Here is a 24,753-nt window from a genome sequence, read left to right on the forward strand (position 1 = left end):
GCCGGCAGCGTACGAAGAGACGGCCAGGGGCCGTCTTTCTTTTTCCTCGCCGCTGCGGCAAAAATCGTCTCGATACCCGAGGTTCGCATGACCTATTGCGTCGCCATGAAACTGCACGACGGCCTGGTGTTCGTCGCCGATTCCCGCACCAATGCCGGGGTCGACAACATCGCCACCTTTCGCAAACTGCATCTGTTCCGGATTCCGGGCGAGCGCCTGATCGCCATCCAGTCGGCGGGCAACCTGGCTACCTCCCAGGCGGTCATCAGCCTGTTGCGGCAGCGCCTGGACAGCGAACAGGACAACCTGCACGGAGTGCCCACCCTGTATGAGGCCGCCCGCTTGCTAGGGCAGACCTTGCGCGAGGTCCTGCAGCGCGATGCCGAGGATGCCCCCAGCGGTCATGGCCTGGATCTGAGCTGCTCCTTTCTCCTGGGCGGGCAGATCCGCGGCGCGGAGCCGGAGTTGTTCAACCTCTATCCCCACGGCAATTTCATCGGTGCCACCGAGGACACGCCCTATTTCCAGATCGGCGAGAGCAAGTACGGCAAGCCCATCCTGGATCGGGCGCTGACCTTCGCGACGCCGCTGGAAGAAGCCCTGCGCTGCGCGCTGCTGTCCTACGACGCCACCATTCGCAGCAATCTATCGGTGGGGTTGCCGCTGGATCTGGTGGTCTATCCGCGCGATGCGCTGGCGCAGGTCAGCAGCCATCGGATCGACGAGCACGATCCCTACTTCCAGGCCTTGCGTAAAGGCTGGGGAGAGGGGCTGCGTGACCTGCTGGCAGCCTTGCCGGCAGCACCAGCGGATTATTGGCGCTAGGGATCAGCCAAAGAACCGGGAAAGATTGGGGATGACCAGTACGACGGTGGTGACGATGAGCACGAAACTCGCCTGACGCCACTTGGGGACGGGATTCTTGAACATGACTCGGGGCCTTTATTGTTAGCTGTTTGAAGCCTTTACGTCTTCAGCGGGAAGCGCTTGCGCGACAGCGGCATGCAGTTACTGATACCCGCAGGCTTGAGCACTATCCAGTAGCTATAGAACATAAATTTCAGTTTTGTGGCGATGACCGGCCAGCCGGTTATCAAAAATGTCGCACTAGACGATTTCTCCTTTGCTTTCAGGTAATTGGAAAAATGCTTGCGACGCTACCGTTGGTCGGAGGTATAAAAGGTAACGCAGGGCAGAGAGGCGACTGACCGGTCATCCCGTGAACGGCGCAGAGCAGCGGACTTTCCCAGCCCTGCGTGCAAATGTATGAATCGATTGAAGAAAAAGCTTGCCATCGAAATCGCCTTTGCCTATAGTTGCGCGCCTCGGTGATGCAGATGCAGCCGCCGAGCAAATCTGGTGAGGTGTCCGAGCGGTTGAAGGAGCACGCCTGGAAAGTGTGTATAGGAGAAATCTTATCGAGGGTTCGAATCCCTCCCTCACCGCCAGATCTGAGAGAACCCCTGAGAGCCAGGCTCCAGGGGTTTTTTCTTGCCTGCGATTCGGCCAGGCCATCCAGGAATCAGGCGGCCTGGGCGAAGGTCGCGGCGGTGTCCCGGGCGTTGGGCAGCACGGCCGTCAGCTGTTCCAGGTCGATGCTGGCGAACAGCGGACCGCTCAGGTCCTGCACCTTGCTGTCACCGACATTCTCCTGCAGCACCTCGGCCACGGCGACCGCCTGGGCCACGATCAGCGCATAGCCGTTGCCTTCCGGTGCCTGCAGCGGGCGGGCCTGGTAGCCGATGGCGTCGCGCAGGACCTGGGGTAGCTGCCAGCGGCGGGCGAGTTCGGCACCCACTTCCGGATAGCCGAAGCCCAGTTGCAGGGTCTCGTCGGCGGCGCGATGGCTGCTGGCGGTGGCGCGACCGGCCAGGCTCGGTGCCAGTTCGGGGGCGCCGCTCTGGATCAGCAATTCGCCGATGTCGTGGAGCATGCCGCAGGTAAAGGCGGTTTCCTGGTCCAGGTCGGCTTGTTTGGCCAGTGGCTTGCACAGGCTGGCGACCAGAAAGCTGTTGTACCAGAAGGCCTGCAGATCGAAACCGGGCGCGGCCTTGAAGCCGCCGGCGAAGGCCGAGGCCAGTACCAGGGTGCGCAGGGTGTTGAAGCCCAGGCGCAGGGCGGCGTCTTCGATGCTGGTGGATTCACGGGCGCCGCGGAAGCGCGCCGAGTTGGCCAGGCGCAATACCTTGGCGGCGATGACCGGATCGCGCGCCACGGTGCGCGACAGGGTTTCGATGCTGGTGTTGGGGTCGTCGAACTGCTGGATCAGGACCTGCGCCACTTCGGGGACGTTGGGCAGGTTGTGCAGCTGGGCAAAGAGGGTGTCGAGTTGCATGGGCGTCTCCGCGGAAAAGGGTTACATCTCCTTACACCCTCGTCATCGGTCACCCGTGCGGATTTCTGTAGCGACCATGTGACGATCGGTCGCAGTCCTGGCAGCGGCGATCTGGCAGGCGCGCGGAATTACCTTTTAGGCCAGTCACTTGTCGCGAAAAAGCCAGGTACGCCTGGTGAAGGCCTTACCGTTCGTCGAGGGCGAAATCGACCTGGCTCAGGCCCGCTTCGCTGGCTTCCAACACCCAGCCACGGCGGTCCCAGTCCCCCAGCACGATACGCTCGGCCGGCTGGCCATCGAGCATCAGCTCATGGTGGGCGGGTCTGTGGGTATGACCGTGGATCAGCGTCGTCGCCCGGGCGGCGCGCAGTTCGCGCTCGACTTCGGCCTCGGTGACATCGGTGATGTCCATGGCCTTGGCGCGGGTCTGCTGGCGACTCTCGCTGCGCAGCTTGCGCGCCAGCTTCTGGCGGCTGGCCAGCGGCAGGTGGCGCAGGACGAAGAGGGTGAGGGGATGGCGCAGGATGCGACGCAGCTTCTGGTAGCCCTCGTCGCGGGTGCAGAGGGTATCGCCATGCATGAGCAGCACGCGGCGACCCGGGAAGTCGGCGATATGGCGATCCGGCAGCAAGCGGCAACCCGCCTGGCGGCAGAAGGCCTTGCCGATGAGGAAGTCGCGATTGCCATGCATCAGATAGACGGCCGTGCCGCTGTCGGCCAGCTGGCGCAGGGCGGTGGCGATCTCCTGCTCGAAGGGCCCCATGGCGTCATCGCCGATCCAGGCTTCGAACAGATCCCCAAGGATGTACAGCGCCTCGGCACCGCGGGCACGGGTTTCGAGGAAATGCAAAAACGCCCGGACCAGGTCCGGGCGTTGCGGTTCGAGATGCAGGTCGGAGACCAGTAGAATCACTCGACGATCTCGGCCTTCTCGATGATCACGTCTTCGCTCGGCACGTCCTGGTGACCGGCCTTGCTGGTAGTGGCGACGCCCTTGATGGCGTTGACCACGTCCATGCCCTCGACCACCTTGCCGAACACCGCATAGCCCCAGCCCTGGCTGGTGGGCGCGGTGTGGTTGAGGAAGGTGTTGTCGGAGACGTTGATGAAGAACTGCGCCGAGGCGGAGTGCGGATCCATGGTGCGGGCCATGGCGACGGTGCCGATCGCGTTGGAGACGCCGTTGTTGGCTTCGTTCTTGATCGGGGCGCGGGTCGGCTTCTGCTTCATGCCCGGCTCGAAACCACCGCCCTGGACCATGAAGTTGCTGATCACGCGGTGGAAGATGGTGCCGTCGTAGTGACCGCTCTTGACGTATTCCTTGAAGTTGGCCGCGGTTTCCGGCGCCTTGTCCTCGAAGAGTTCCAGGGTGATGACGCCGTGGTTGGTGTGCAGCTTGATCATGGCAGCGAATCCGTAGCTAAGGGGGACAGCATCCAGACCCGGCGAGGGCCTCAAGGGTTTCGCCGGGACTTGACGGGTTGGGCTATGATACGGGTTTACCTTTGCCCGGCCTACCCTGGCCGTGCGTCTGCCCAGTTAAGGATCCCATGAGCAAGCCGACTTCCGACTCGTCCACCGCCGCCAAAGCCGCCCCCGCGCATTTCCTGCGGCAGATCGTCCAGGCTGACCTGGACGCCGGCAAGCAGGCCAAGATCGTCACCCGTTTCCCGCCGGAGCCCAACGGCTACCTGCACATCGGCCATGCCAAGTCGATCTGTGTGAACTTCGGCCTGGCCAAGGAATTCGGTGGCGACTGCCATCTGCGCTTCGACGACACCAACCCGGCCAAGGAAGACCAGGAATACATCGACGCCATCAAGAGCGACGTGCATTGGCTGGGCTTCGACTGGGCCGGCGAGGTGCGCTACGCCTCCAGCTATTTCGACCAGCTCTATGCCTGGGCGGTGAACCTGATCGAGCAGGGCCTGGCCTACGTCTGCGACCTGACGCCCGAGCAGGCTCGCGAATACCGCGGCAGCCTCACCGAGCCGGGTCGCAACAGCCCCTTCCGCGACCGCTCGGTGGCTGAGAACCTGGACCTCTTCGCCCGCATGAAGGCTGGCGAATTCAAGGACGGCGAAAAGGTGCTGCGCGCCAAGATCGACATGGCCTCGCCCAACATGAACCTGCGCGATCCCATCCTTTATCGCATCCGTCACGCCCATCACCACCAGACCGGCGATGCCTGGTGCATCTATCCGAGCTATGACTTCACCCATGGCCAGTCCGATGCCCTGGAAGGCGTGACCCACTCCATCTGCACCCTGGAGTTCGAGGACCACCGTCCGCTGTACGAGTGGTTCCTGGCCAAGCTGCCGGTGCCGGCCCAGCCACGCCAGTACGAATTCGCCCGCCTCAACCTGAACTACACCGTCACCAGCAAACGCAAGCTCAAGCAACTGGTGGACGAGGCTCATGTGCACGGCTGGGACGACCCGCGCATGTCGACCCTGTCGGGCTATCGCCGCCGTGGCTACACCCCAGCCGCCATCCGCAACTTCTGCGAGATGATCGGCGTGACCCGTTCCAATGGCGTGGTCGACGTGGCCATGCTGGAATTCGCCATCCGCGAGGACCTGGACCAGAACGCCCCGCGCGCCATGTGCGTGCTCAAACCTCTCAAGGTAGTGATCACCAACTACCCCGAGGGCCAGGTGGAGAACCTGGAGCTGGCACGCCATCCCAAGCAGGATCTGGGCGTGCGCCAGCTGCCCTTCACCCGCGAGCTGTACATCGACCAGGGCGACTACGAAGAGAATCCGCCCAAGGGCTACAAGCGCCTGGAGCCAGGTGGCGAGGTGCGCCTGCGCGGCAGCTACGTGATCCGTGCCGATGAGGCCATCAAGGATGCCGACGGCAACGTGGTCGAACTGCGTTGCAGCTACGACCCGGACACCCTGGGCAAGAATCCCGAGGGCCGCAAGGTCAAGGGCGTGATCCATTGGGTGCCGGCCGAAGGTAGCGTGGAGTGCGAGGTGCGCCTCTACGATCGCCTGTTCCGTTCGGCGCAGCCGGAGAAGAGCGAGGAGGGTGGCAGCTTCCTCGACAACATCAATCCTGATTCCCTGGTGGTGCTCAAGGGCTGCCGTGCCGAGCCGTCGCTGGCCCAGGCCCAACCGGAAGACCGCTTCCAGTTCGAGCGCGAAGGCTACTTCTGCGTCGATCTGAAGGATTCGGCGCCGGGCAAGCCGGTGTTCAATCGTACCGTGACCCTGCGCGATTCCTGGGGGCAATGATGGCGCTGCACCTCTACAACACCCTGACCAAGACCAAGGAAGCCTTCACGCCGCTGGTACCAGGGCAGGTGCGCATGTACGTCTGCGGCATGACCGTCTATGACTACTGCCACCTGGGGCATGGTCGCAGCATGGTGGCCTTCGACGTCATCACGCGCTGGCTGCGCCATAGTGGCTACGACCTGACCTACGTGCGCAACATCACCGACATCGACGACAAGATCATTAAGCGCGCCAATGCCAACGGTGAGCCCTTCACCGACCTGGTGGCGCGGATGATCGAGGCGATGCACGAGGACGAGGCGCGGCTGAATATCCGCAAGCCCGACCAGGAGCCGCGCGCCACCGATCACATCGCTGGCATGCACGCCATGATCCAGACCCTGATCGACAAGGGCTATGCCTATGCCCCGGGTAACGGCGACGTCTACTACCGGGTCAACCGCTTCGCTGGCTACGGCAAGCTGTCGCGGCGGCGCGTCGAGGACCTGCGCATCGGCGCGCGCATCGAGCCGGGCGAGGCCAAGGAAGATCCGCTGGACTTCGTGCTGTGGAAGGCCGCCAAGCCGGGCGAGCCGAGCTGGCCGTCGCCCTGGGGCGCCGGGCGACCGGGCTGGCACATCGAGTGCTCGGTGATGTCCACCTGCTGCCTGGGCGAGACCTTCGACATCCACGGTGGTGGCAACGATCTGGAGTTTCCGCACCACGAGAACGAGATCGCTCAGAGCGAGGCGGCCACCGGTAAGACCTACGCCAACGCCTGGCTGCACTGCGGGATGATCACCATCAATGGCGAGAAGATGTCCAAGTCCCTGGGCAACTTCTTCACCCTGCGCGAGGTGCTGGAGAAGTACCACCCCGAGGTGGTGCGCTACCTGCTGATCGCCAGCCACTATCGCAGTCCGATCAACTATTCAGAAGACAACCTGCGCGAAGCCAAGGGTGCTCTGGAGCGCTTCTATCACTCGCTCAAGGGCCTGCCGCAAGCACCGGCGCAAGGCGGCGAAAGCTACGCCGAGCGCTTCGCCCAGTGCATGGACGACGACTTCAACACCGCCGGTGCCTGCGGCGTGCTGTTCGAGCTGGCCCGCGAGATCAACCGCCTGCGCGAGAGCGATCCTGCCGCGGCGGCTGGACTGGCCGGGCGTCTGCGCGAACTGGGTGAGGTGCTGGGCGTGCTGCAGCTGGAGCCGGAAGCTTTCCTGCGCGCCGATGCGGCGGGGCGGGTGGATGCCGCCGAGGTCGAGGCGCTGATCCAGGCCCGGCTCACCGCGCGCGCCGAAAAGAACTGGGCGGAATCCGACCGCATCCGCGACCAGCTCACCGCCCTGGGCGTGGTGCTGGAAGACGGCAAGGGCGGCACCACCTGGCGCCTGGCGGAGTAAGCGACGCCCAGCATAGCGCGGCCATGGCGGTCCGCCGATGCGGCCGCTCCTACGGGGCCGGGCCGCCGTAGGTTAGGTTGAGACGGCTCCATCGTCGAAGCCCAACAGTGCGGGCTCTGGGCCAGACCCGTTTGGCTTCGCAGCGCGCAGCCCAACCTAATGGCCGTTCCTACGGGCTGGCGCTGTCTTCGTAGGTTGGGTTGAGACGGCTCCATCGTCGAAGCCCAACAGTGCGGGCTCTGGGCCAGACCCGTTTGGCTTCGCAGCGCAGCCCAACCTATATGGCCGTTCCTACGGGCTGGCGCTGTTTTCGTAGGTTGGGTTGAGACGGCTCCATCGTCGAAGCCCAACAGTGCGGGCTCTGGGCAAGACCCGTTTGGCTTCGCTGCGCGTAACCCAACCTAACGGCCTTTCCTACGGGCTGCCTCTGTTTTCGTAGGTTGGGTTGAGACGGCTCCATCGTCGAAGCCCAACAGCCGGCTCCGAGCAAGACCTGTTGGGCTTCGCTACGCTCAGCCCAACCTAGGGTCTATTACGGTCATGGCCGCGATTACCTGTCTACCGCCATTCCACCGCGCTAAGCCTTACGGTTACTTGCGTGGCTTGCCGAAGCCGGGCGACTTGCGCACCGACTTGACCTTGGGTTTGCCGTCTTCCACCCAGCGACCCAGGGGCTTGTCGGATACCGGTCCACCCACCTTGGGTTTCTTCGGCTTCTTGGGCTTCTTCATGACCAGTCCGCCCGGACCGGTCTGGGGAACGCGGTGGTCGGGGATGAAATCCGGCTCGTCGCGGCGCACGAGGATCTGACCGATCAGCGTCTCGATGGCCGCCAGTTGCTCGACTTCATCGGCGCAGACCAGTGAAACCGCCTGGCCCTGGTTGCCCGCGCGCCCGGTGCGGCCGATGCGGTGGACATAGTCCTCGGCGACGATGGGCAGGTCCAGGTTGACCACCAGCGGCAGGTCCTGGATGTCCAGGCCGCGGGCAGCCACATCGGTAGCGACCAGGATGTCCGCCTCGCCGGCCTTGAAGCGGGCGAGGGCGCGCAGCCGCGCCGGCTGGGGCTTGTCGCCATGGATGGATTCCGCCGCCAGACCCTCGGCCTGCAAGGCTTCCACCAGTTGCTCCACACCCTTGCGCGTCTTGGCGAACACCAGCACCTGGCCGTGGCGACCGCTGCGATAGAGGTGCAGGAAGAGTTCGGTCTTGCGCTTCTTGTCGACCGGCACGACCCACTGCTTGACGGTGACGGCGGCCGTGTTGCGCGGGCTGACGTCGAGGGTCTGGGGATCGCGCAGCACCGGGGCGGCCAGTTGGCGCACGGCGTCGGAGAAGGTCGCCGAGAACAGCAGGGTCTGGCGCTTGCGCGGCAGCATGACGAACAGCTCGCCCAGTTGCCGGGAAAAGCCCAGGTCGAGCATGCGATCGGCTTCGTCCAGCACCAGCAGCTGCACCTGGTCGAAGCGCACGGCGTTCTGGCTGAACAGATCGAGCAGGCGACCTGGGGTCGCCACCAGCACATCCACACCTTTACGCAGTTTCATCATCTGCGGATTGATGCTCACGCCACCATAGGCCACCGCGGTGCGCAGGGGCAGGTGCTGGGCATAGTCGCGCAGGCTGGCATGGACCTGTTCGGCCAGCTCGCGGGTGGGCGTGAGGATCAGCGCGCGGATATGGTTGGGCGCCACCGCCGGGCCTTCCTGCACCAGTCGCTGCAGCAGCGGCAGGCCGAAGGCGCCGGTCTTGCCGGTGCCGGTCTGGGCGGCGGCCAGCAGGTCGCGACCCGCCAGCACCGCGGGGATAGCCTGACGCTGGATGGGGGTAGGGGAGCTGTGCTCCAGGGCGGCGAGCGCCTGCAGCAGCGGATCGATGAGGCCGAGGTCGGCAAAGGTCATGACAGGCCCGGATGGCGACGAAAAGGGAGCGAATTCTAGGCCGACTGTGATGCGCGCTCAAACTTTGTAGCCAGGCGGCGGCTGCGGGCTGAATCCCGACGCGGCATAGTGGTCAGTTCTGCGTCTACAGGAGAGCCCATGAGCGATACCTCTACCTTGCCCCCGGTACTGGCCGGTCCGCTGTTGCGCCGGGTCGAGTCGTCGCGGTTGCTGCTCTGGCTGGTGACCACCACCGCCGAGGCGCCTGTGCCGCGGCTCTGGCAGGGTGAAGCCGAGTGGGAGGCACAGAGCGAGGTCCAGTGCCTGCGCCTGGGCGCACAGGCCTACCTGCAGCTGCTGGAGGTCAAGCCTAAGGTCGAGTTGCCGACCGATACCTTCATCCACTACGACCTGCAGCTGACCGCGGGCGGCATCCGCGACTGGGCCCCACACTTGCTCTCGGCCGACGGGGACCTGCCATGCCTGGTGCTGCGCGCACGCTTCGATCATCTGCTCCATGGCTCCTGTCGCAAGCCCCATCATGCCTCGGCCGATGGCCTGATCGCGGTGGATCGCCTGCTGCAGGCCAGTGCGACCCCCGAGGAGCGGCCCGCGGCCCTGTTGCTTACCGGTGATCAGGTCTATGCCGATGATGTCGCGGGGCCCATGCTGCTGGCGGTGCAGGCGCTGATCCGTCGCCTCGGACTTCATGGTGAGTTTCTCGAAGGTGCGGTGGTGGCGGACAGCGACGCGCTGATGGCCCATGCCGCCAATCTCTATCACCGCGAAGACCTGCTGCCGGCCTTCAAGTCCAATCGGGCGCTGCGCGAGAAATTCTTTGGTGGGGTGGAAAAGCCGATCTTCACCTCCACCAATGCCCACAATCACCTGGTGACCCTGAGCGAGGTGCTGGCGCTCTATCTGCTCTGCTGGTCCCCCACGCCCTGGAGCCTGATCGAGGTCGTGCCACCGGCGCTCGACGATAAGGACCGTGAGCGTTACGCCGCCGAGTCGCGCTGCATCGAAGGCTTCGTGGCGACCCTGCCCCAGGCTGCGCGGGCCCTGGCCTGGGTACCGACGTTGATGATCTTCGACGACCACGACGTCACCGACGACTGGAATCTATCCGCCCGCTGGGAGGAGACGGCCTATGGGCATCCCTTCTCTCGGCGCATCCTCGGCAATGCCCTGCTGGCCTATCTGCTTTGCCAGGCCTGGGGCAACGCGCCGGAATCGGTCGCCGAGCTGTTGGCCGCCACCGCCTGCCTGTTGGCCACCGCGGGAGACGACGGCAAACTGGACTGTGCGGAGCAGAATCAGTGCATCGACGATCTGCTGCGGTTCCAGGGTTGGCACTATGTGCTCAAGACCAGCCCGCCGCTGATCGTGCTGGACACCCGTACGCGCCGTTGGCGCAGCGAACGCCGCCTGGAGCACCCGTCGGGCCTGATGGACTGGGAGGCCCTTTGCGAGTTGCAGCAGGACCTGTTGGATCATCCGTCGGCGGTGATCGTTTCGGCCGCGCCCATGTTCGGCGTCAAGCTGATCGAGGCGGTGCAGCGCATCTTCACCTGGTTCGGCCAGCCGCTGATGGTAGATGCCGAGAACTGGATGGCCCACCCCGGCGCGGCCAAGACCATGCTCAACATCTTTCGCCACCGGCGCACCCCGGGCAATTACGTGGTGCTCTCCGGCGACGTGCACTATTCCTTCGTCTACGACATCCGCATCCGCGACAAGCGCGGCGAGCCGCGGCTCTGGCAGATCACCAGCAGCGGCATCAAGAACGAGTTTCCACCGCGCCTGCTGGCGACCCTGGATCGACTCAATCGCTGGCTCTATGCGCCCTGGTCGCCGCTCAACGGCTTCACCAAGCGCCGCCGCTGGGAGTTGCAGCCACGGCTGCCGGATCGCCGCGAGGCCGGCGAGCGTCTATGGAACGGTGCCGGCATCGGCCAGGTGTTGCTTGATGAGGAAGGGCGCCCAGCGGTGATTCGCCAGCACAATGCCGATGGCTCGCCGGCCACCGAGTTCGTCGAGCGCCCGGCCTGAGGTCAGCGCGGCCGCTTGCTAGGTTCTCGAGGGGGACAGGCGCCTGATCAGCCAGGTCGAGATCCAGTACACTGGCTCCAGCACCAGAAAACCCAGCAGGATACCGCCCAGCCGCGCCATGCCTGCCACCGGGTCGATATGGTCATAGTGGTCAGGCACCATCACCACCAGAAACGCCAGCGCGAACTGCATGCCGAGATAGCCGATACCGAGCGGGCCGTTCTCGAGGTGTCTGCCGATCAGCACGCCGAGCGCGACGCCCGCCAGCGTCAGCCAGAGACTTTTTTGGCTGACCAGCAGCAGAATGGCCGCCAGGCCGCCGCCGAGCAGGCAACCGAGCATTCGATGCAGCAGCCTTCTGGAGACTGCCTTGCCGGCGCTGCTCAGGCCGTCGAAGGGAACGACCATGACCGCCAGGATGGTGATGGCGGCCTGGCTGATATCCACCTCGATCTTCCCCGTCGCGCCCAACGCCAGCAGGGCCAGGGCTAGACCCCCCTGCAGCGCATGGCGCAATGCCAAGGGTTGCCAGACACCCAGGGTTCGCGGCGCTGAGGCTACCGTGGTCGGTACCCTGGGCCATAGGCGGGCACGGACGCCGTAGGTGGAAAGCGCGCTCACCAGTACGCAAGCCGAGGTGCCGAGCGCCACTTCCAACAGGCGCGACAGGGCGTATTGCTCAAGCTGATCGGGCGCCTGGAGGCTCGCCAGGACCACCATGGCGTAGGTGAGGCCGCCCAGCAACCAGGCGTAGCCATAGCGGCCCACCAGGGTCAGATAGAGTGTGATGCTGCCCACGGTGCCCAGCAGTCCAGCCTGCTCGTAGGGGTTCAGCTGCAGGTGGCGCAGGACGAGCAGGGCACCTGCGGCGCCGATACAGGTACCCAGCACTCGCAGGCAGCCGCGTGCGCAGCTGTCGCGGACATCTGACCTCATCACGATATAGCCGCTGAAAGCCGCCCAACCGACATGCTGAACCCCGGCCAAATGGCCGAGCAGGATCGCCAGCAAGACCGAGGTCAGGGTTTCCAGTTCGTCGACCAGGCGGCGACGGTCGCGGCCGAACTGGCGGAGATCTCCCGCCAGATCGCGCAACAACCGCCTGAATTCCGACAACGCCTGGGAAAGGGGCATGGATCCATGATGATCGCCGTGGTCTCGGCCTAGGTTACAGCGCCTGATCGTCCGGCATCAAAGCAGACTGTTGCCGAGCGGGAGGCGCGATGATCAACCAGGTCGCAGCAGGGGATTGGCTCAGCGAAGCAACGGACCAGACCGCGATTGATCGGGGTCAAGCTCAAGGATCCGAGCGGTAGCGGCGCATCGCGACGGGGCCGCTCAGGCCGACCTGCCGCCAGCGGCCAGCCAGCGCAGCACGCCCTGGCTCGCCGCACGCCCGCTGGCGAAGCAGGCGGTGAGCAGGTAGCCGCCGGTGGGGGCTTCCCAATCGAGCATCTCACCTGCGCAGAAGACGCCAGGCAATTGCCGGAGCATCAGGCCGTCCTCCAGTGCCTCCAGAGGCACGCCGCCGGCGCTGCTGATGGCTTCCGCCAGGGGGCGCGGTCGGACCACGGTGAGCGGCACGGCCTTGCAGGCCTGGGCCAGCCGGGCCATGTCCTGGAAGGCCTCGGGTGGCGCCAGTTCACGGAGCAGGGCGGCGCGAGCGCCGTCGATCCCGGCTTGGCGCCGCAGGTGGTTGGCGAGGGACTGGCTGCCACGTGGCTTGGCTAGGGCGCGTCCCAGTTCGGCCAGGTCGCGCTGGGGCGCCAGATCCAGGCTGAGGATCGCCTGGCCGTCGCGTTCGATGGCCGTGCGGATCTCGGCGGACAGCGCATAGACCAGGCTCCCCTCGATCCCGGTGTCGGTAAGGACGAATTCGCCCTGGCGCGGCGGTTGGCCGGGCAGGGCGAGGGCGGCCGGCTTGATCGGCGCGCCGGCATGGCGGGTCTTGAGAAAGTCGCTCCAGCCAGTGACCTCGAAGCCACAGTTGGCCGGTTCCAGCGGTCGCAGTGTGACGCCACGTTCGGCCAGCAAGGCCTGCCAGGCGCCATCCGAGCCCAGGCGCGGCCAGCTGCCGCCACCCAATGCCAGTACACAGGCCTGGGGTTGCAGGAGGCGCTCGCCTTCTGGGGTTGCCAGGCGCAGCCGACCCTCGACGTCCCAGCCCAACCAGCGACTGCGGGTGTGAATTCGCACGCCTTGATCGCGCAGGCGATGCAGCCAGGCACGCAGTAGCGGCGCGGCCTTCATGTCGGCGGGAAACACTCGTCCCGAGGTGCCGACAAAGGTCTCTATGCCGAGCTCATGGATCCAGGCGCGCAGGGCATCGCTGTCGAAGGCATCGAGCCAGGAGCTGACGTCGCCCTCGCGCTCGCGATAGCGCTGGCGGAAGGTGGCCTGCTCTTCGGCATGGGTGATGTTCATGCCGCCCACGCCGGCCAGTAGGAACTTGCGACCCACGGAAGGCATGGCATCGAAGAGATCCACCGGGATGCCGGCGGCGGCCAGGGTCTCGGCCGCCATCAGCCCGGCGGGGCCGCCCCCGATGACAGCGACGGCAGGGGCGGCGGGGGAGAGAGACATGGCGGCATCCAGGAGCTACGGAAAACCGCCATTGTACGCGAGGTGCTAGGTTCTTAGACCACGCCAGCCTGACCCAGGGGCGCCGCCAGGGGTTCTTCCAGCCGCTCGGGAATCAGCGGTTCGGTGCGCCCCGGCGTCAGGATGACCTTGCGGCAGTCCTCCTGCTTCTTGTCGAAGATCTTGTAGCCTTCGACCGCCTGCTCCAGGGACATCCGGTGGGTGATGATGGCCTCCGGCGCCAGGTCGCCACGCTCGATGTGTTCCAGCAGTTCCGGCAGATAGCGCTGCACGTGGGTCTGGCCCATCTTGAAGGTCAGGCCCTTGTCGAAGGCATCACCGAACAGGAAGCCGTGGATGAAACCGGCATAGACCCCGGGCACGCTCACGGTGCCACCGCGCCGCACGGCCGCGATGCACTGGCGCAGAGCCTTGCCGCTGCTGCCTTCCAGCTTGAGGTTGGCGAGGATGGTCTCGGTGGTGCTGCCCTTGGCCTCGAAGCCCACGGCATCCACGACTCCATCCACGCCCCGCTTGCCGGGCGTCTGCTCGATGATGGTGGCCGCCGGATCGTCGTCCTCGTCGAAGTTGATCGGGATGACGCCATAGGTCTGCTGGGCATAGGCCAGGCGATAGGGGTGGTGATCGACCATGAAGATACGCTCGGCACCCAGCATCCGCGCACAGGCGGCCGACAGCAGGCCGACCGGTCCGGCGCCATAGATGGCGATGCTCGAACCCTGGCCGATGCCGGTGTTGAGCACGGCCTGCCAGGCGGTGGGCAGGATGTCGGAAAGGAACAGCACCTTTTCGTCAGCCAGGGTGCCGGGCACCTTGAAGGGGCCGGTATTGGCCTTGGGTACGCGCACGTATTCGGCCTGGCCGCCCGGTACGCCACCGTAGAGATGGCTGAAGCCGAACAAGGCCGCGCCCGGCGGGATCTGCTTCTTGTTGAGGATGGCGCCGCGGCCGGTGTTGGTGGTCTCACAGGCCGCGTAGAGATCCTGGTTGCAGAAGAAGCAGCTGCCGCAGGCGATGACGAAGGGAATCACCACCCGGTCGCCCTTCTGCACGGCGGTGACCGCCGGGCCGGTCTCTTCGACGACGCCCATGAATTCGTGGCCGAAGATATCCCCGTGCTCGACGGTGGGGATCTTGCCGCGATAGAGGTGCAGGTCCGAGCCGCAGATGGCCGTGGCGGTTACCCGCAGGACGATGTCGTCGGCGTCCTGGATGGTCGGATCGGGGACGGTATCGACACGGACATCGTGGGCACCGTGGTAGGTCAAGGCTCGCATGGCGGTCTCCGTTGGGTAGCGTTTACCTAGAGGTGGAGGCCGCCGCCAGCCGAGCGGTTCCGCGATGTCTGACCGGTGGTATGGCACCTTGATGGCGACCGATCACGGCTTTTCGCCGCCAAGGCCCGGGCCAGAGCCGGGCAGGCGGAACGGTGTCAGCGGTTGCGGATGTACACGGCCTTACCCGCGCTGCCATCAGCAGGATCGCGTTCCTGCACCTCGAACCTGTCGCCATGGGCCTTCACCAGGCCACTGAATTTGCGATGCCCATAGAGGCGGGCATCGAAGTCCGGACGCACCTTGCCCAGGTTGGCCCCGACCATGCCCAGGTTGGCCCAGCCGCCTTCGTCGGAGGCGTCTTCCACGGCCTGTTCGATGAGCTTGAGAATGGTGTTCAACTTGGGCTTGCCACGGTTGGTGGTCGCGGGCTTGTCGGTGGCGCTGGTGGTTTCGCGAGCCTCTTCGCGTGGCTTCGACCTGAGGATCTCGGTGTAGATGAATCTGTCGCAGGCCGAGACGAAGGGATCCGGTGTCTTCTCCTCGCCGAAACCGTAGACCGTCAGGCCTTCCTCGCGCAGCCGCGCCGCCAGGCGGGTGAAGTCGCTGTCGCTGGAGACCAGGCAGAAGCCGTCGAAACGACGGGTATAGAGCAGGTCCATGGCATCGATGATCAGGGCGCTGTCGGTAGCGTTCTTGCCCTTGGTGTAGCCGAACTGCTGCACCGGCTGGATGGAGTGGTCGAGCAGCACCTTCTTCCAGCTGTTCAGTTGCGGTTGGGTCCAGTCGCCATAGATGCGCTTGACGCTGGCCACGCCGAAGCGGGCGATCTCGGCCATGAGGCCGTCGACGATGGCGGCCGGTGCGTTGTCCGCATCGATCAGCACCGCCAGGCGCGCCTGGCTGGATTCGGAGGTCTTGGCGGTCTTGCTCATTGAAGCTCCCGTTCAGTTCAGACCCAGCTCCTGCCAGACCTGGGTCGCGGTGTGATGGAGGATGCCGTGGCGGCGGGCGAGGGCCAGGCGATCGGCCGAATAGCCGCCGCCGATGACCCCTACCACCGGTATATCCGCCGCCAGGCAGCGCCGCAAGACCAGGCCGTCGCGGGCGGCGAGGCCAGCGTCGGTCAGGTCCAGATAGCCGAGGGCATCGTCGCGATGGACGTCCACCCCGGCGTCGTAGAGCACCACGTCGGGCTGATGGAGCGGCAGCAGGTAGCCCAGGGCGTCGTCGAGCACCCGCAGGTAGCCGGCGTCGTCCAGCCCGCGCGGCAGGGGGATGTCCCAGTCGCTCTGCGCCTTGCGCGCCGGATAGTTGGTGGCGCAGTGCAGGGAGACGGTGACGGCGTCCGGCACCTCGGCGAGGATGCGTGCCGTGCCATCGCCCTGGTGCACATCGCAATCCAGGATCAGCACCCGTCCGGCGCGCCCGCTTTCCAGCAGCGACAGCGCCAGGATCGCCAGGTCGTTGAAGATGCAGAAGCCGGCCGGATAGTCGTGATGCGCATGATGGGTACCCCCGGCGAGGTGACAGGCCAGGCCATGACGCAGCGCCAATTCCAGGGTGAGCAGGGAGCCGCCCACGGCGCGGATGGTGCGGCGCACCAGGGCTTCGCTCCAGGGCAGGCCCAGCTGGCGCTGCAGCGGCGGTGCCAACTCTCCGGCCTGGAAGGCCCGGATGTAGTCCGGTGCATGGGCCAGCGTCAGCAACTCGTCCGGGCAGGGTTCGGGGCGCCGCCAGTTATCGGCGCCCAGGATGCCGCTGGCACTCAGGTGCTCGTGCAGCAGACGGAATTTCTCCATCGGAAAGCGATGGCCGGCGGGGAAGGACGGACTGTAGTCCTCGTGGTAGACCAGCGGCAGGCGGGCGCTCAAAACACCAGGAGCTCCAGGATGAACCAGAGGATACCGGTGCAGAAACCCAGCGCCAGGAGGAACAGCAGGCCGTCACGGGCGATCAGCGACAGGGCGAAAGAGGTCAGCGCCAGGCCCGCCGTGGTGTTGGCGAAGGGCACCAGATCCAGCACCGGCATGGTCGCGGCGATCAGGATGCAGAGCAGGGCGGTGACGAAATGCGCGGGCCGCGAGGTGAGCACCCGCAGGCGCGACTTGACAACCTTGTCCACCCAGCGCGCCGGCCGCTGCAACAGGCGCAACGACTTGCGCAATTTGCCGCGCGAGACCGAGCGCTGCAGCACCCAGCGCGGCAGCCAGAAGTGGTCACGCCCCATCAGCAACTGGCCGCTCACCAGCATGACGAAGACGGCGATGGCGGTAGCGATGCCGGGAATGCCGGTCAGCGGCGAGATCGCCAGTACCCCTGGCAAGAGGATCATGGGACCAAAGGAGCGACTGCCGATGGCATCGATCAGGTGCTGCACCGAGACCTGGCTGGGGCTGTTGCCCACCCGCTCCAGACAGGCCAGAAAGCTCTGAAGGTCCACCGGGCCATCCTGCCCGGTGTCGCAGCTGGCGGGCTCGCGCTCCAGGGCTTCGTCCTTCATGGCTGGGCGCTGTCCAGCATGCGGCGGATCCAGCGGGTCAAATCCTGGCGGCCATAGGGCTTGTTGAGAATGGGGAAGCGCTCGCCGTTGCCTTCCTCCAGTTCCAGGGCGTTGTTGGCATAGCCCGTGGTGAGCAGGATGCGCAGCTCGGGCCGGCGCCGCTGCGCCTCCTTGGCCAACATCACGCCATTCATGCCGCCGGGCATGATCAGGTCGCTGAATAGCAGGTCGATGGCGGGTTCGCGGGCAAGGATGTCCAGCGCCTGCTGGCCATTGTGGGCGACCAGCACCTGGTAGCCGGTCTCTTCCAGAATGGCCTGGGCCAGGGCCGCCACGTCCGGGCGATCGTCCACCACCAGGATGGTCTCGGAACCGCCGCCGTCCTCGTGGGGGGTTGGCAGGGGCGCCGGATGCTCGCGCGCCTCTTCTTCGGAGACGGGGAAGTAGAGACGCACCGAGGTGCCTATGCCGACTTCCGAATAGAGCCTCACCAGGCCGCCCGACTGCTTGAGAAAGCCATAGACCATGGACAGGCCCAAGCCGCTGCCCTGACCTTCGTCACGGGTAGTGAAGAAAGGATCCAGGGCCCGACCGAGTACGTCGGTGGACATGCCGCAGCCGGTGTCGGTCAGGGCGATGCAGACATAGTGCCCCTGGGCCAGGCCGCCGTGGGCCAGATCCTGGCCATTGACCTCGACGTTGAGGGTCTCCAGGGTCAGGGTGCCGGTACCTCGCTCCTGCATGGCCAGGCGGGCGTTATCGACGATATTGAGCAGCGCCGTCTCCAGCTGAATCGGATCGAGCCGGCAATTCCACAAGGCCGGTGCCGGCCGGAAGATGAAGCGGAAGGGCCCGCCCAGCGCCTGGGACAGGCGCCCCTGACGGGCCTCGATGAGTTTGTTCAGGTCCACCGCGCGCCCGGTCAGGCGCTGCTTGCGGGCAAAGGCCAGCAGCTGCTGGGTCAGGGTGGCTGCCCGATTCACCGCATCGCGGGTGTTGTCGACATGGCGCTTGGCCTTGTCCTTGTCCAGTTCCGGACGATCCAGATTGATCCTCAGGATGTCCAGGTAGCCGACCATCACCTGCAGCAGGTTGTTGAAGTCGTGGGCGATGCCCCCGGTGAGCTGGCCGAGGGCTTCCATCTTCTGCGCCTGCCGCAGGGCGTCCTCGGCGTCGCGGCGGCGGGAGACGTCCAGCTGCGAGGCGAAGTAGTAGAGCAGCTGGCCCTGGGGATCGAGCACCGGGGAGATGAACAGCGCATTCCAGAAGGTCGAACCATCCTTGCGGTAGTTCAGCAATTCAATGTCGCAATCCCGTTGCTCGCGTAGCGCGCTGCGGATTTCAGCGATGTGTTCCGGGCGCGTGTCCGGCCCCTGCAGGAAGCGGCAGTTACGGCCCATGACCTCGTCCAGCGCGTAGCCCGTGGTGCGCAGGAAGGACTCGTTGGCGAAGATGATCGGATTATCCGGCTGGTGCGGATCCGTCACGATCATCGGCATCCGGGTCTTTTTCACGGCGGCAAAGAAGATGTCGTCGTGCCCGAGACCCTTGCCCAGCTCCGCGATCTTGGCCGCGGACGGATGGGGAGACGAGGCGTTGGCGGTTTCGGTCATGGGGAGGAAGCCTGCGAGCGGACAGCGGTACCCTCATTGTGACCGCTTATGGGGCCACAAGCTCCACCAGTTATCGTCATACGATGAGTAATGTGTCTGGAAGCACGGCGAACGCACAGGATTTGACCGGTTTGCGTATGATGATCGCTCTCTGTCAAGGAACCCTTCCCATGAGCAAGGTGCTGGACAACCTGGTCGAACTGCTGACCCTCGAATCCCTGGCCCCCGATCTGTATCGCGGCGGCAGCCAGGATCTCGGCTTTCCCCAGCTCTTTGGTGGGCAGGTGCTGGGGCAGGCGCTGTCAGCGGCCAGCCAGACCGTGCCCGAGGCGCGCCAGGTGCACTCCCTGCATGGCTATTTCCTGCGCGCCGGTTCGGCCGTGGAGGCGGTGACCTACCAGGTGGATCGCATCCGCGACGGGGGTAGCTTTTCCACCCGCCGGGTCACTGCCTTCCAGGGTGAACAGCCGATCTTTTTCTGCAGCGCTTCCTTCCATATCGAAGAGCCGGGCTTCGAGCACCAGACCACCATGCCGGACGTGCCCGCGCCCGAGACGCTGCAATCGGAGATCGCCCACGCGCAGAAGTACGCCGAGCTGATTCCTTCGCCCTTGCGCGACAAGCTGCTCGGGCCGCGGCCGATCGAGATGCGCCCGGTGGTCTTTACCGACCCCTTCAAGCCGGAGCCCACCGAGCCGGTTCGCCACGTCTGGTTCCGCGCCACCGGCGATCTGCCGGACCAGCCGGCGCTGCATCGCTATCTGCTGGCCTATGCCTCGGACTTCAATCTGCTGCCCAGCTCGCTGCTGCCCCACGGCACCAGTTTCTGGGATCGCTCGCTGCAGATCGCCAGCCTCGACCATGCGGTCTGGTTCCACCGCGATTTCCGCCTGGACGACTGGTTGCTCTACGCCATCGACAGTCCCTGGGCCGGCGGGGCTCGCGGTCTGTGCCGCGGCAGCATCTACAACCGCGCGGGACAGCTGGTGGCCTCGGTGGCCCAGGAAGGACTGATTCGCAAACGCGGCTGAGACCAAGCCCTCTAGCTGGCTATTTCGGTAGCACCCTTATAGGCTCTTGCCTGCGAAGCACCGGGCGCCTAGTTAGGCGTCCCAGACACATCATTAGTTTGAGGCATCGTTCTTGAATCGACTCGAGCGCGTCGTAACCGGTATCCAGGGGCTGGATGAGATCTTGAAGGGAGGCCTGGTTGCAGGCGCGTCCTATGTCATCCAGGGCCGTCCGGGCTCCGGCAAATCGATCATGGCCAATCAGATCGCCTTCAACCATGTGCGCGGCGGTGGCCGGGTGCTGTTCGCAACCATGCTGTCGGAAACCCATGAGCGGATGTTCCAGTTCTTTTCCACGCTGGATTTCTTCGACCGCTCCTGCATCGGGGATCAGGTCCAGTACCTGAGCGCCTTCGATACCATGGAAGGCGAGGGGTTGGATGAGGTCGTGCGTCTCCTGCGGCGAGAAATCAGCCGGCAAAAGGCTAGTCTGCTGGTGGTGGATGGTCTGCTCAACGCTCGGTCGCGTGCGGAAACGCCCATAGACACCAAGAAGTTCATCGCCGAGTTGCAGGGGCATGCGGCCTTTGCCGGTTGCACGGTGATCTTTCTCACCAGCGCGCGTCTCGAAGACGGTAGCCCGGAGCACACCATGGTCGATGGCGTGCTGGATCTGCACGAGGAAGAGATCGGCAGTCGCACCATCCGCCGTCTGGCACTGCGCAAGACTCGCGGTAGCGGCGCGTTGCCGGGCTTCCACGAATTCACCATCTCCGATGCCGGCATCACCGTGTTTCCACGGTTGGAAACTCTCTATCGCGATCCCTCGGTGGGCGCGACCTACCGCTTTGGGCACCAGCGCGTAACCAGCGGCGTGGCTTCGCTGGATGCGATGATCGAGAACGGGCTACCGGAAAGCTCGACCACCTTGCTCATGGGGCCTTCGGGTGCCGGCAAGACGTCCATCTCGCTGAATTTCCTGGCCGCCTGCACGTCCGAGGCCCCCGGTCTGATGTTCAGCTTCTATGAACCGCCGGAGCGGCTGCAGCTCAAGGCCGACGCCCTGGGGCTCGATCTGGCCGGCCGTATCGATCAGGGCGCGCTGCACATGCACTGGCAGCCCACGACCGAGTTGCGCCTTGATGAAGTGGGTCTGAAGCTGCTGGCGCTGGTCCAGCAGCACGGCATCAAACGGCTGGTGATCGACAGTCTGGGCGCCATTGCCCGCTTCGCCTTGCCCCAGGGGCGGCTCATCGAATACTTCAGTGCATTACTGAACGAGCTGCGTACCCAGGGCGTCACAGTTCTAGCTACCTGGGAACTACGGGACATGTTTGGCGCGGATATAGCAGCGCCGGCTCCCGAACTTTCCAGCATGGTGGACAATCTGATTTTGCTGCGATTCGTCGAGGCCGAGGCGGAGATCAAAAGAGTTCTGTCCATCCTCAAGGTGCGGGATAGCCTTTATGACCCCTCGCTACGCGAGATGGTGATAGACAACTCGGGAATCGAACTGAAAAAGGCGTTCAAAGACATGGTGAAGGTGCTTTCCGGTTCAGCCATGCCCTCAATACAACCATGATCGCGTCGGCTGGGAGAGTCTCCACATGACGACGATACTGGTAGTCGATGACGAATTTCTGATAGCGGACATCCTGGCCTTCGCTCTTGAAGACGAAGGCTACATGGTGGTCAAGGCGAGCAACGGCCGCCGAGCGCTTGATGTCTTCGATCGAGAACTACCGTCGCTGGTCATCACCGACTTCATGATGCCGGTGATGAATGGTCGCGAATTAGCGGAGGCCCTGCGCGAACGCCAGGGCCTGCAACACCTGCCCATCATCCTGATGAGCGGTGCCCAGGCGCACCTGGCCCAGGAAAGCGCTGAGCTGTTCGATGCCGTGTTCCAGAAGCCCTTCAACATCGGTGATATCGTGGACACGGTGCGCAAGCACCTCGTTGCCCTGGAATCCTGAGCGAGCCCCAAAACAAAAAGGCCTGTCTGAGCAGGCCTTTTTGTTTTGGGGCTGACGCATCGGCCAGCCCCGCGTCTCCGATCAGGAGCGCGACAGCAGTACGCCCAGAACGAAACCAACACCGCCGGCGATGGCCAGGGCAGTGAAGGGTTTGTCGGCGGTCACGTTGCGTGCGCAGTCGATGGCCTGGCCATATTGCTCCTGCAGCTTGCCTTCCAGTTGACGGGCCTTGCCCTCGGCTTGCCAGTCGGCATTGCCGGTCGCGGCGCCGAAGCTGTCCTGGACCTTGCCGGTAGCGTCCTTGGCATTGCCTATGATCTGATCGGTATTCATGAATGCACCTCGTGTTGGGAAACGGGAGAGGTCATGCCAAGCGGCATGCTTCCCTTATTGATCCGCGCCAGACGCATTTCGTTCAGGTCAATTTGCTGTTCGCGACATCCATCGCGGTTTTCAGCCGAGAGGAACCATGATCTCCAACCGTATTTACGCCTTCTGCCTGCTGTCGCTGATGGCGGGTTGCAGCACCCAGCAGCCGCCTGCCGAACCGGTGACCAATGCCGAGGAGCTCTTCACCCGGCCCGTTATGGCTGAAAGCGTCCTGCGCCAGGGCTCTCGCCTGCAACTGGCGCTGGCCCTGGCGGATGGCGGCGCCGCGTTGGTGGCCTTGGATTGCGTGGATGAACAGGCCGAATTGCTCTTTCTGGAGGGCGATCAGCGCGTCTATCCCGGACGGGTGAATGGCTATGCCGCGCCCCTGGCGCTGAGCGCCGCCAAGGTCGAGGCGCTCAAGCAGCGTCCAGACGTGGCTGCGCTCTGCGCCCAGCCGGCCAGTGCGGATTGGCGTGTCCTCGCCAGCGGCGCCGGTGGCGACACCCTGGTCATCGACCGCAACAGCCTGGTGGACGCCAACGGGGTGCGCCGCTTCTGGGGAGGCCAACAGTTGCCCGTCCAGCTGCAGACGCCGCGCTATGGCGCTCCGGTGCGCCAGTGGCGCGAATCCCTGGCCGCCGACTGTACCGCGCGCCGTTATCTACTGCTGGCGCGTTACGGCCTGGACGACACCGGGCGGATAACTGACAGCCAGCCAGGCGCCCAGGGGCAAGAGACCTTCGCTGCCGCTCCCGTCGAGCGGCGCACCCTGCTGGAAGCCGCCTGTGACCGCCGGGATGCCTTACTGGCCACGCCACGCCTGGGCGGGATCAAGGCCGCCGCGACACCGCCGGCTGCACCGTCGCCCGCTGGCGAGTTGCCCGCGGCCCAGTCTCAGCCTCTGCAGGCGCTCAAGGCGCTGGCGCTGCCCGCGCCAGCCATGGCCGTGCAGCGCTTCGTGGAGGCGGGCGAGAGCCGTTACGATGGCCAGACCCAGGCCTATCGCGAAGAGGTCCGGGTCAGCCCTGGCGCGCAGCCAGGCTTGTTGCGCTTCAGCGCCCAGGGCAGGGCGGCACGGGTCGACTCGCTCAATTGGCGCGGGCTGATCGACCTGGTACGCCGCACCCGCCTCGACAACGGCAATCTGCCGGTGGAAGAACTCGCCAGCCTGGATCGACTGAGCTTCAGCGGCGACTGGCGGAGGCTCGCGGTGGGCAGCCAGATCGGCTACCAGGCCCGGCAGACCCTGACCGGCAATCTGAAAGGCGCGGAGCAGCGGGAGATCAAGCTGTCCTGCAAGGTGGTGGGCGAGGGTGAGGCGCGCAAGGTGCTGGCTACTCTCAGTGGCAGGGCCAAGACTCTCGAATGCCGACATGGCATCTCAGGCAATGGTCCTTTGAGTCGCTGGACCTATCTGGAGGCCTATGGCTTGTTCCACCTGACCAGTGTCGGGGCAGGCCAGGCCATGGGCCTGGAAAAACAGCTGAGCGAGTTGCAATAGGCAGGGCAGCGCGCCTGGCCGATGAGCGAATGTCCGAGGCAGTATCAAGACGTTCCCTAGTGATATTTGCCTAATAGGTAAATATCACTCACCGAAACGCGACTTTTTGGCGGATTAGTACTGGGAGTATGCTTTGTCTATCGAAACAGCACAACCAAGAGGTATTCGCTATGAAAGTCCTGGGTATCCAAGCGCTCGTTGCCGTCCTGTTCATGGGCCTGTTGTCGGGTACCGCTTCCGCGGCCAGTCGCGACCTGTCCAGCAAGTCGATCCGGGCCAATGCCCAAGCGCAATTCCAGTCGGAACATCCCGCCCGTGCTTCCGCGCTGTACCAGAACAACGCCAACTAGTCTGATGTTTGTCGCGACGCCCCGGCGATCCACTCATCGCCGGGGCGTCGTTTTGTCTTCCTGCACGTCCGCACCGGCTGAGCATCGCCAACGTCTCTTCCCACCGCCTGCCGGTAGTTCCAGAACCCTTGCCCCAGGGCCGCGAGCGCGTCAGGCTGTCCGGATGTCAGCGGAGCGAGAAGGGCACGATGAAGATTGGCGAATTGGCCCGGCGCACCGACTGCGCGGTCGAGACCATCCGCTACTACGAGCGTGAAGGCCTGCTGCGTCCGGCGGCGCGTAGCAGCAGCAACTACCGCAGCTATGACGAGGATCAGGTCGAGCGCCTGATCTTCGTGCGTCATTGCCGTTCCCTGGACATGACCCTGGAAGAGATCCGGGCGCTGCTGGCGCTGCGGGATACCGCCACGCCGGGGTGCGCCCAGGTGGACGCCTTGATCGGCGCCCATCTGCATCATGTCGAGGTGCGCATTCGCGAGTTGAATCAGCTGCGCGAACAGCTGGTGACCCTGAGACGGCAGTGCCAGGGGGAAGGCGAGGGCGACCGTTGCGGCATCCTGCGCGAACTCGGTCAGCCGGCGGCGCCATCGGCGACCACCGCCAGCTGCAGTGCGGCCGGGCACGCCCATGTGCCCGGCACCCACCGTCTGCATGACTAGCTA

Annotated in this window: 22 protein-coding genes and 1 tRNA gene; 11 read left to right on the forward strand and 12 right to left on the reverse strand. The window is 65.0% G+C overall.

Annotated elements, in window-relative coordinates; genetic code table 11:
• Positions 1–87 precede the first annotated feature (87 nt).
• Positions 88–825 (forward strand): proteasome-type protease, encoded by a 738-nt coding sequence (locus tag NRG74_RS03470; protein ID WP_017642191.1) that lies wholly within the window; start codon positions 88–90, stop codon positions 823–825.
• A 533-nt stretch (positions 826–1,358) separates the two neighbouring features.
• Positions 1,359–1,448: transfer RNA gene (locus NRG74_RS03475), tRNA-Ser, on the forward strand.
• A 74-nt stretch (positions 1,449–1,522) separates the two neighbouring features.
• Here the strand turns inward: NRG74_RS03475 and NRG74_RS03480 are convergent.
• From NRG74_RS03480 to NRG74_RS03490, 3 genes are all read right to left on the reverse strand, one after another.
• Positions 1,523–2,335, reverse strand: a complete 813-nt coding sequence (locus NRG74_RS03480; RefSeq protein WP_257705709.1) for an HDOD domain-containing protein — start codon at positions 2,333–2,335, stop codon at positions 1,523–1,525.
• A 184-nt stretch (positions 2,336–2,519) separates the two neighbouring features.
• Positions 2,520–3,248, reverse strand: a complete 729-nt coding sequence (lpxH, locus tag NRG74_RS03485) for a UDP-2,3-diacylglucosamine diphosphatase (protein ID WP_257705710.1) — start codon at positions 3,246–3,248, stop codon at positions 2,520–2,522.
• Complete coding sequence (locus NRG74_RS03490; RefSeq protein ID WP_007158996.1) at positions 3,245–3,739, reverse strand: peptidylprolyl isomerase; 495 nt, start codon at positions 3,737–3,739, stop codon at positions 3,245–3,247. The genes lpxH and NRG74_RS03490 overlap by 4 nt, the downstream gene beginning before the upstream one ends.
• A 146-nt stretch (positions 3,740–3,885) precedes the next feature.
• On the opposite strand from NRG74_RS03490, the gene NRG74_RS03495 reads away from it, so the two are divergent.
• Together NRG74_RS03495 and cysS are read left to right on the forward strand one after the other, a co-directional pair.
• A complete protein-coding gene (locus NRG74_RS03495; protein ID WP_257705711.1) occupies positions 3,886–5,574 on the forward strand; it encodes a glutamine--tRNA ligase/YqeY domain fusion protein in 1,689 nt (562 codons plus the stop codon).
• Positions 5,574–6,959 carry a cysteine--tRNA ligase gene (cysS, locus tag NRG74_RS03500; RefSeq protein ID WP_257706550.1) on the forward strand — a complete coding sequence of 462 codons (1,386 nt, stop codon included), beginning with the start codon at positions 5,574–5,576 and terminating at the stop codon, positions 6,957–6,959. Before NRG74_RS03495 ends, cysS begins: the two co-directional genes overlap by 1 nt.
• Positions 6,960–7,549: 590 nt before the next feature.
• Here the strand turns inward: cysS and NRG74_RS03505 are convergent.
• The gene (locus NRG74_RS03505; protein WP_257705712.1) at positions 7,550–8,860 is read right to left on the reverse strand and encodes a DEAD/DEAH box helicase; all 1,311 of its coding nucleotides are present in this window, start codon (positions 8,858–8,860) and stop codon (positions 7,550–7,552) included.
• Between the two features lie 138 nt (positions 8,861–8,998).
• On the opposite strand from NRG74_RS03505, the gene NRG74_RS03510 reads away from it, so the two are divergent.
• Positions 8,999–10,891 carry an alkaline phosphatase family protein gene (locus NRG74_RS03510; protein WP_257705713.1) on the forward strand — a complete coding sequence of 631 codons (1,893 nt, stop codon included), beginning with the start codon at positions 8,999–9,001 and terminating at the stop codon, positions 10,889–10,891.
• 18 nt (positions 10,892–10,909) lie between these two features.
• Here the strand turns inward: NRG74_RS03510 and NRG74_RS03515 are convergent, their stop codons facing one another.
• From NRG74_RS03515 to NRG74_RS03545, 7 genes are all read right to left on the reverse strand, one after another.
• On the reverse strand, positions 10,910–11,986 hold the full coding sequence (locus NRG74_RS03515; RefSeq protein ID WP_257705714.1) for an FUSC family protein: 1,077 nt from the start codon (positions 11,984–11,986) through the stop codon (positions 10,910–10,912).
• 243 nt (positions 11,987–12,229) lie between these two features.
• Positions 12,230–13,474: an NAD(P)/FAD-dependent oxidoreductase gene (locus NRG74_RS03520; RefSeq protein ID WP_257705715.1), complete on the reverse strand. Its 1,245-nt coding sequence runs from the start codon at positions 13,472–13,474 to the stop codon at positions 12,230–12,232.
• Between the two features lie 53 nt (positions 13,475–13,527).
• Positions 13,528–14,769 carry a zinc-dependent alcohol dehydrogenase gene (locus NRG74_RS03525; protein WP_160924524.1) on the reverse strand — a complete coding sequence of 414 codons (1,242 nt, stop codon included), beginning with the start codon at positions 14,767–14,769 and terminating at the stop codon, positions 13,528–13,530.
• Between the two features lie 155 nt (positions 14,770–14,924).
• Entirely contained in the window at positions 14,925–15,701 is a 777-nt protein-coding gene (locus tag NRG74_RS03530; RefSeq protein WP_017642202.1) for an NYN domain-containing protein, read from the reverse strand.
• A 12-nt stretch (positions 15,702–15,713) separates the two neighbouring features.
• Positions 15,714–16,640 carry a histone deacetylase family protein gene (locus NRG74_RS03535; protein WP_173148029.1) on the reverse strand — a complete coding sequence of 309 codons (927 nt, stop codon included), beginning with the start codon at positions 16,638–16,640 and terminating at the stop codon, positions 15,714–15,716.
• Positions 16,637–17,269, reverse strand: coding sequence for an exopolysaccharide biosynthesis protein (locus tag NRG74_RS03540; protein ID WP_184286951.1), 633 nt, complete (start codon positions 17,267–17,269; stop codon positions 16,637–16,639). Before NRG74_RS03540 ends, NRG74_RS03535 begins: the two co-directional genes overlap by 4 nt.
• Entirely contained in the window at positions 17,266–18,882 is a 1,617-nt protein-coding gene (locus NRG74_RS03545) for a histidine kinase famiy protein (RefSeq protein ID WP_307773998.1), read from the reverse strand. The genes NRG74_RS03540 and NRG74_RS03545 overlap by 4 nt, the downstream gene beginning before the upstream one ends.
• Positions 18,883–19,052: 170 nt before the next feature.
• Here NRG74_RS03545 and tesB point away from each other — a divergent pair, with 170 nt between their 5' ends.
• From tesB to NRG74_RS03560, 3 genes are all read left to right on the forward strand, one after another.
• Positions 19,053–19,913: an acyl-CoA thioesterase II gene (gene tesB / locus NRG74_RS03550; RefSeq protein WP_257705716.1), complete on the forward strand. Its 861-nt coding sequence runs from the start codon at positions 19,053–19,055 to the stop codon at positions 19,911–19,913.
• Positions 19,914–20,025: 112 nt separating this feature from the next.
• Positions 20,026–21,474, forward strand: coding sequence for an ATPase domain-containing protein (locus NRG74_RS03555; protein ID WP_093252542.1), 1,449 nt, complete (start codon positions 20,026–20,028; stop codon positions 21,472–21,474).
• A 25-nt stretch (positions 21,475–21,499) separates the two neighbouring features.
• On the forward strand, positions 21,500–21,868 hold the full coding sequence (locus tag NRG74_RS03560; RefSeq protein ID WP_017642208.1) for a response regulator: 369 nt from the start codon (positions 21,500–21,502) through the stop codon (positions 21,866–21,868).
• Between the two features lie 81 nt (positions 21,869–21,949).
• On the opposite strand, the gene NRG74_RS03565 is transcribed toward NRG74_RS03560, so the two are convergent.
• Positions 21,950–22,201, reverse strand: coding sequence for a CsbD family protein (locus NRG74_RS03565; RefSeq protein ID WP_017642209.1), 252 nt, complete (start codon positions 22,199–22,201; stop codon positions 21,950–21,952).
• A gap of 136 nt (positions 22,202–22,337) precedes the next feature.
• Between NRG74_RS03565 and NRG74_RS03570 the strand changes: the two genes are divergently transcribed.
• The 3 genes from NRG74_RS03570 to cadR all read left to right on the forward strand — a co-directional run bounded on the left by NRG74_RS03570 (position 22,338) and on the right by cadR (position 24,750).
• On the forward strand, positions 22,338–23,741 hold the full coding sequence (locus NRG74_RS03570; RefSeq protein ID WP_257705717.1) for a hypothetical protein: 1,404 nt from the start codon (positions 22,338–22,340) through the stop codon (positions 23,739–23,741).
• Positions 23,742–23,911: 170 nt separating this feature from the next.
• Positions 23,912–24,091, forward strand: coding sequence for a hypothetical protein (locus NRG74_RS03575; protein ID WP_017642211.1), 180 nt, complete (start codon positions 23,912–23,914; stop codon positions 24,089–24,091).
• A 188-nt stretch (positions 24,092–24,279) separates the two neighbouring features.
• Positions 24,280–24,750, forward strand: a complete 471-nt coding sequence (gene cadR / locus NRG74_RS03580; protein ID WP_017642212.1) for a Cd(II)/Pb(II)-responsive transcriptional regulator — start codon at positions 24,280–24,282, stop codon at positions 24,748–24,750.
• The last annotated feature ends 3 nt before the right edge of the window (positions 24,751–24,753 follow it).

The organism is Pseudomonas oryzihabitans (assembly GCF_024652905.1).
In the GTDB taxonomy this organism is placed as follows: Bacteria; Pseudomonadota; Gammaproteobacteria; order Pseudomonadales; family Pseudomonadaceae; genus Chryseomonas; species Chryseomonas benzopyrenica.

Excerpts from the sequence above, each read along its gene's own strand:
- NRG74_RS03470 (WP_017642191.1), top strand. The coding sequence starts at position 88 with ATGACCTATTGCGTCGCCATGAAACTGCACGACGGCCTGGTGTTCGTC.
- NRG74_RS03480 (WP_257705709.1), bottom strand. The coding sequence starts at position 2,335 with ATGCAACTCGACACCCTCTTTGCCCAGCTGCACAACCTGCCCAACGTC.
- NRG74_RS03490 (WP_007158996.1), bottom strand. The coding sequence starts at position 3,739 with ATGATCAAGCTGCACACCAACCACGGCGTCATCACCCTGGAACTCTTC.
- NRG74_RS03495 (WP_257705711.1), top strand. The coding sequence starts at position 3,886 with ATGAGCAAGCCGACTTCCGACTCGTCCACCGCCGCCAAAGCCGCCCCC.
- cysS (WP_257706550.1), top strand. The coding sequence starts at position 5,574 with ATGGCGCTGCACCTCTACAACACCCTGACCAAGACCAAGGAAGCCTTC.
- NRG74_RS03505 (WP_257705712.1), bottom strand. The coding sequence starts at position 8,860 with ATGACCTTTGCCGACCTCGGCCTCATCGATCCGCTGCTGCAGGCGCTC.
- NRG74_RS03510 (WP_257705713.1), top strand. The coding sequence starts at position 8,999 with ATGAGCGATACCTCTACCTTGCCCCCGGTACTGGCCGGTCCGCTGTTG.
- NRG74_RS03520 (WP_257705715.1), bottom strand. The coding sequence starts at position 13,474 with ATGTCTCTCTCCCCCGCCGCCCCTGCCGTCGCTGTCATCGGGGGCGGC.
- NRG74_RS03525 (WP_160924524.1), bottom strand. The coding sequence starts at position 14,769 with ATGCGAGCCTTGACCTACCACGGTGCCCACGATGTCCGTGTCGATACC.
- NRG74_RS03530 (WP_017642202.1), bottom strand. The coding sequence starts at position 15,701 with ATGAGCAAGACCGCCAAGACCTCCGAATCCAGCCAGGCGCGCCTGGCG.
- NRG74_RS03540 (WP_184286951.1), bottom strand. The coding sequence starts at position 17,269 with ATGAAGGACGAAGCCCTGGAGCGCGAGCCCGCCAGCTGCGACACCGGG.
- NRG74_RS03545 (WP_307773998.1), bottom strand. The coding sequence starts at position 18,882 with ATGACCGAAACCGCCAACGCCTCGTCTCCCCATCCGTCCGCGGCCAAG.
- tesB (WP_257705716.1), top strand. The coding sequence starts at position 19,053 with ATGAGCAAGGTGCTGGACAACCTGGTCGAACTGCTGACCCTCGAATCC.
- NRG74_RS03560 (WP_017642208.1), top strand. The coding sequence starts at position 21,500 with ATGACGACGATACTGGTAGTCGATGACGAATTTCTGATAGCGGACATC.
- NRG74_RS03565 (WP_017642209.1), bottom strand. The coding sequence starts at position 22,201 with ATGAATACCGATCAGATCATAGGCAATGCCAAGGACGCTACCGGCAAG.
- NRG74_RS03570 (WP_257705717.1), top strand. The coding sequence starts at position 22,338 with ATGATCTCCAACCGTATTTACGCCTTCTGCCTGCTGTCGCTGATGGCG.
- NRG74_RS03575 (WP_017642211.1), top strand. The coding sequence starts at position 23,912 with ATGAAAGTCCTGGGTATCCAAGCGCTCGTTGCCGTCCTGTTCATGGGC.
- cadR (WP_017642212.1), top strand. The coding sequence starts at position 24,280 with ATGAAGATTGGCGAATTGGCCCGGCGCACCGACTGCGCGGTCGAGACC.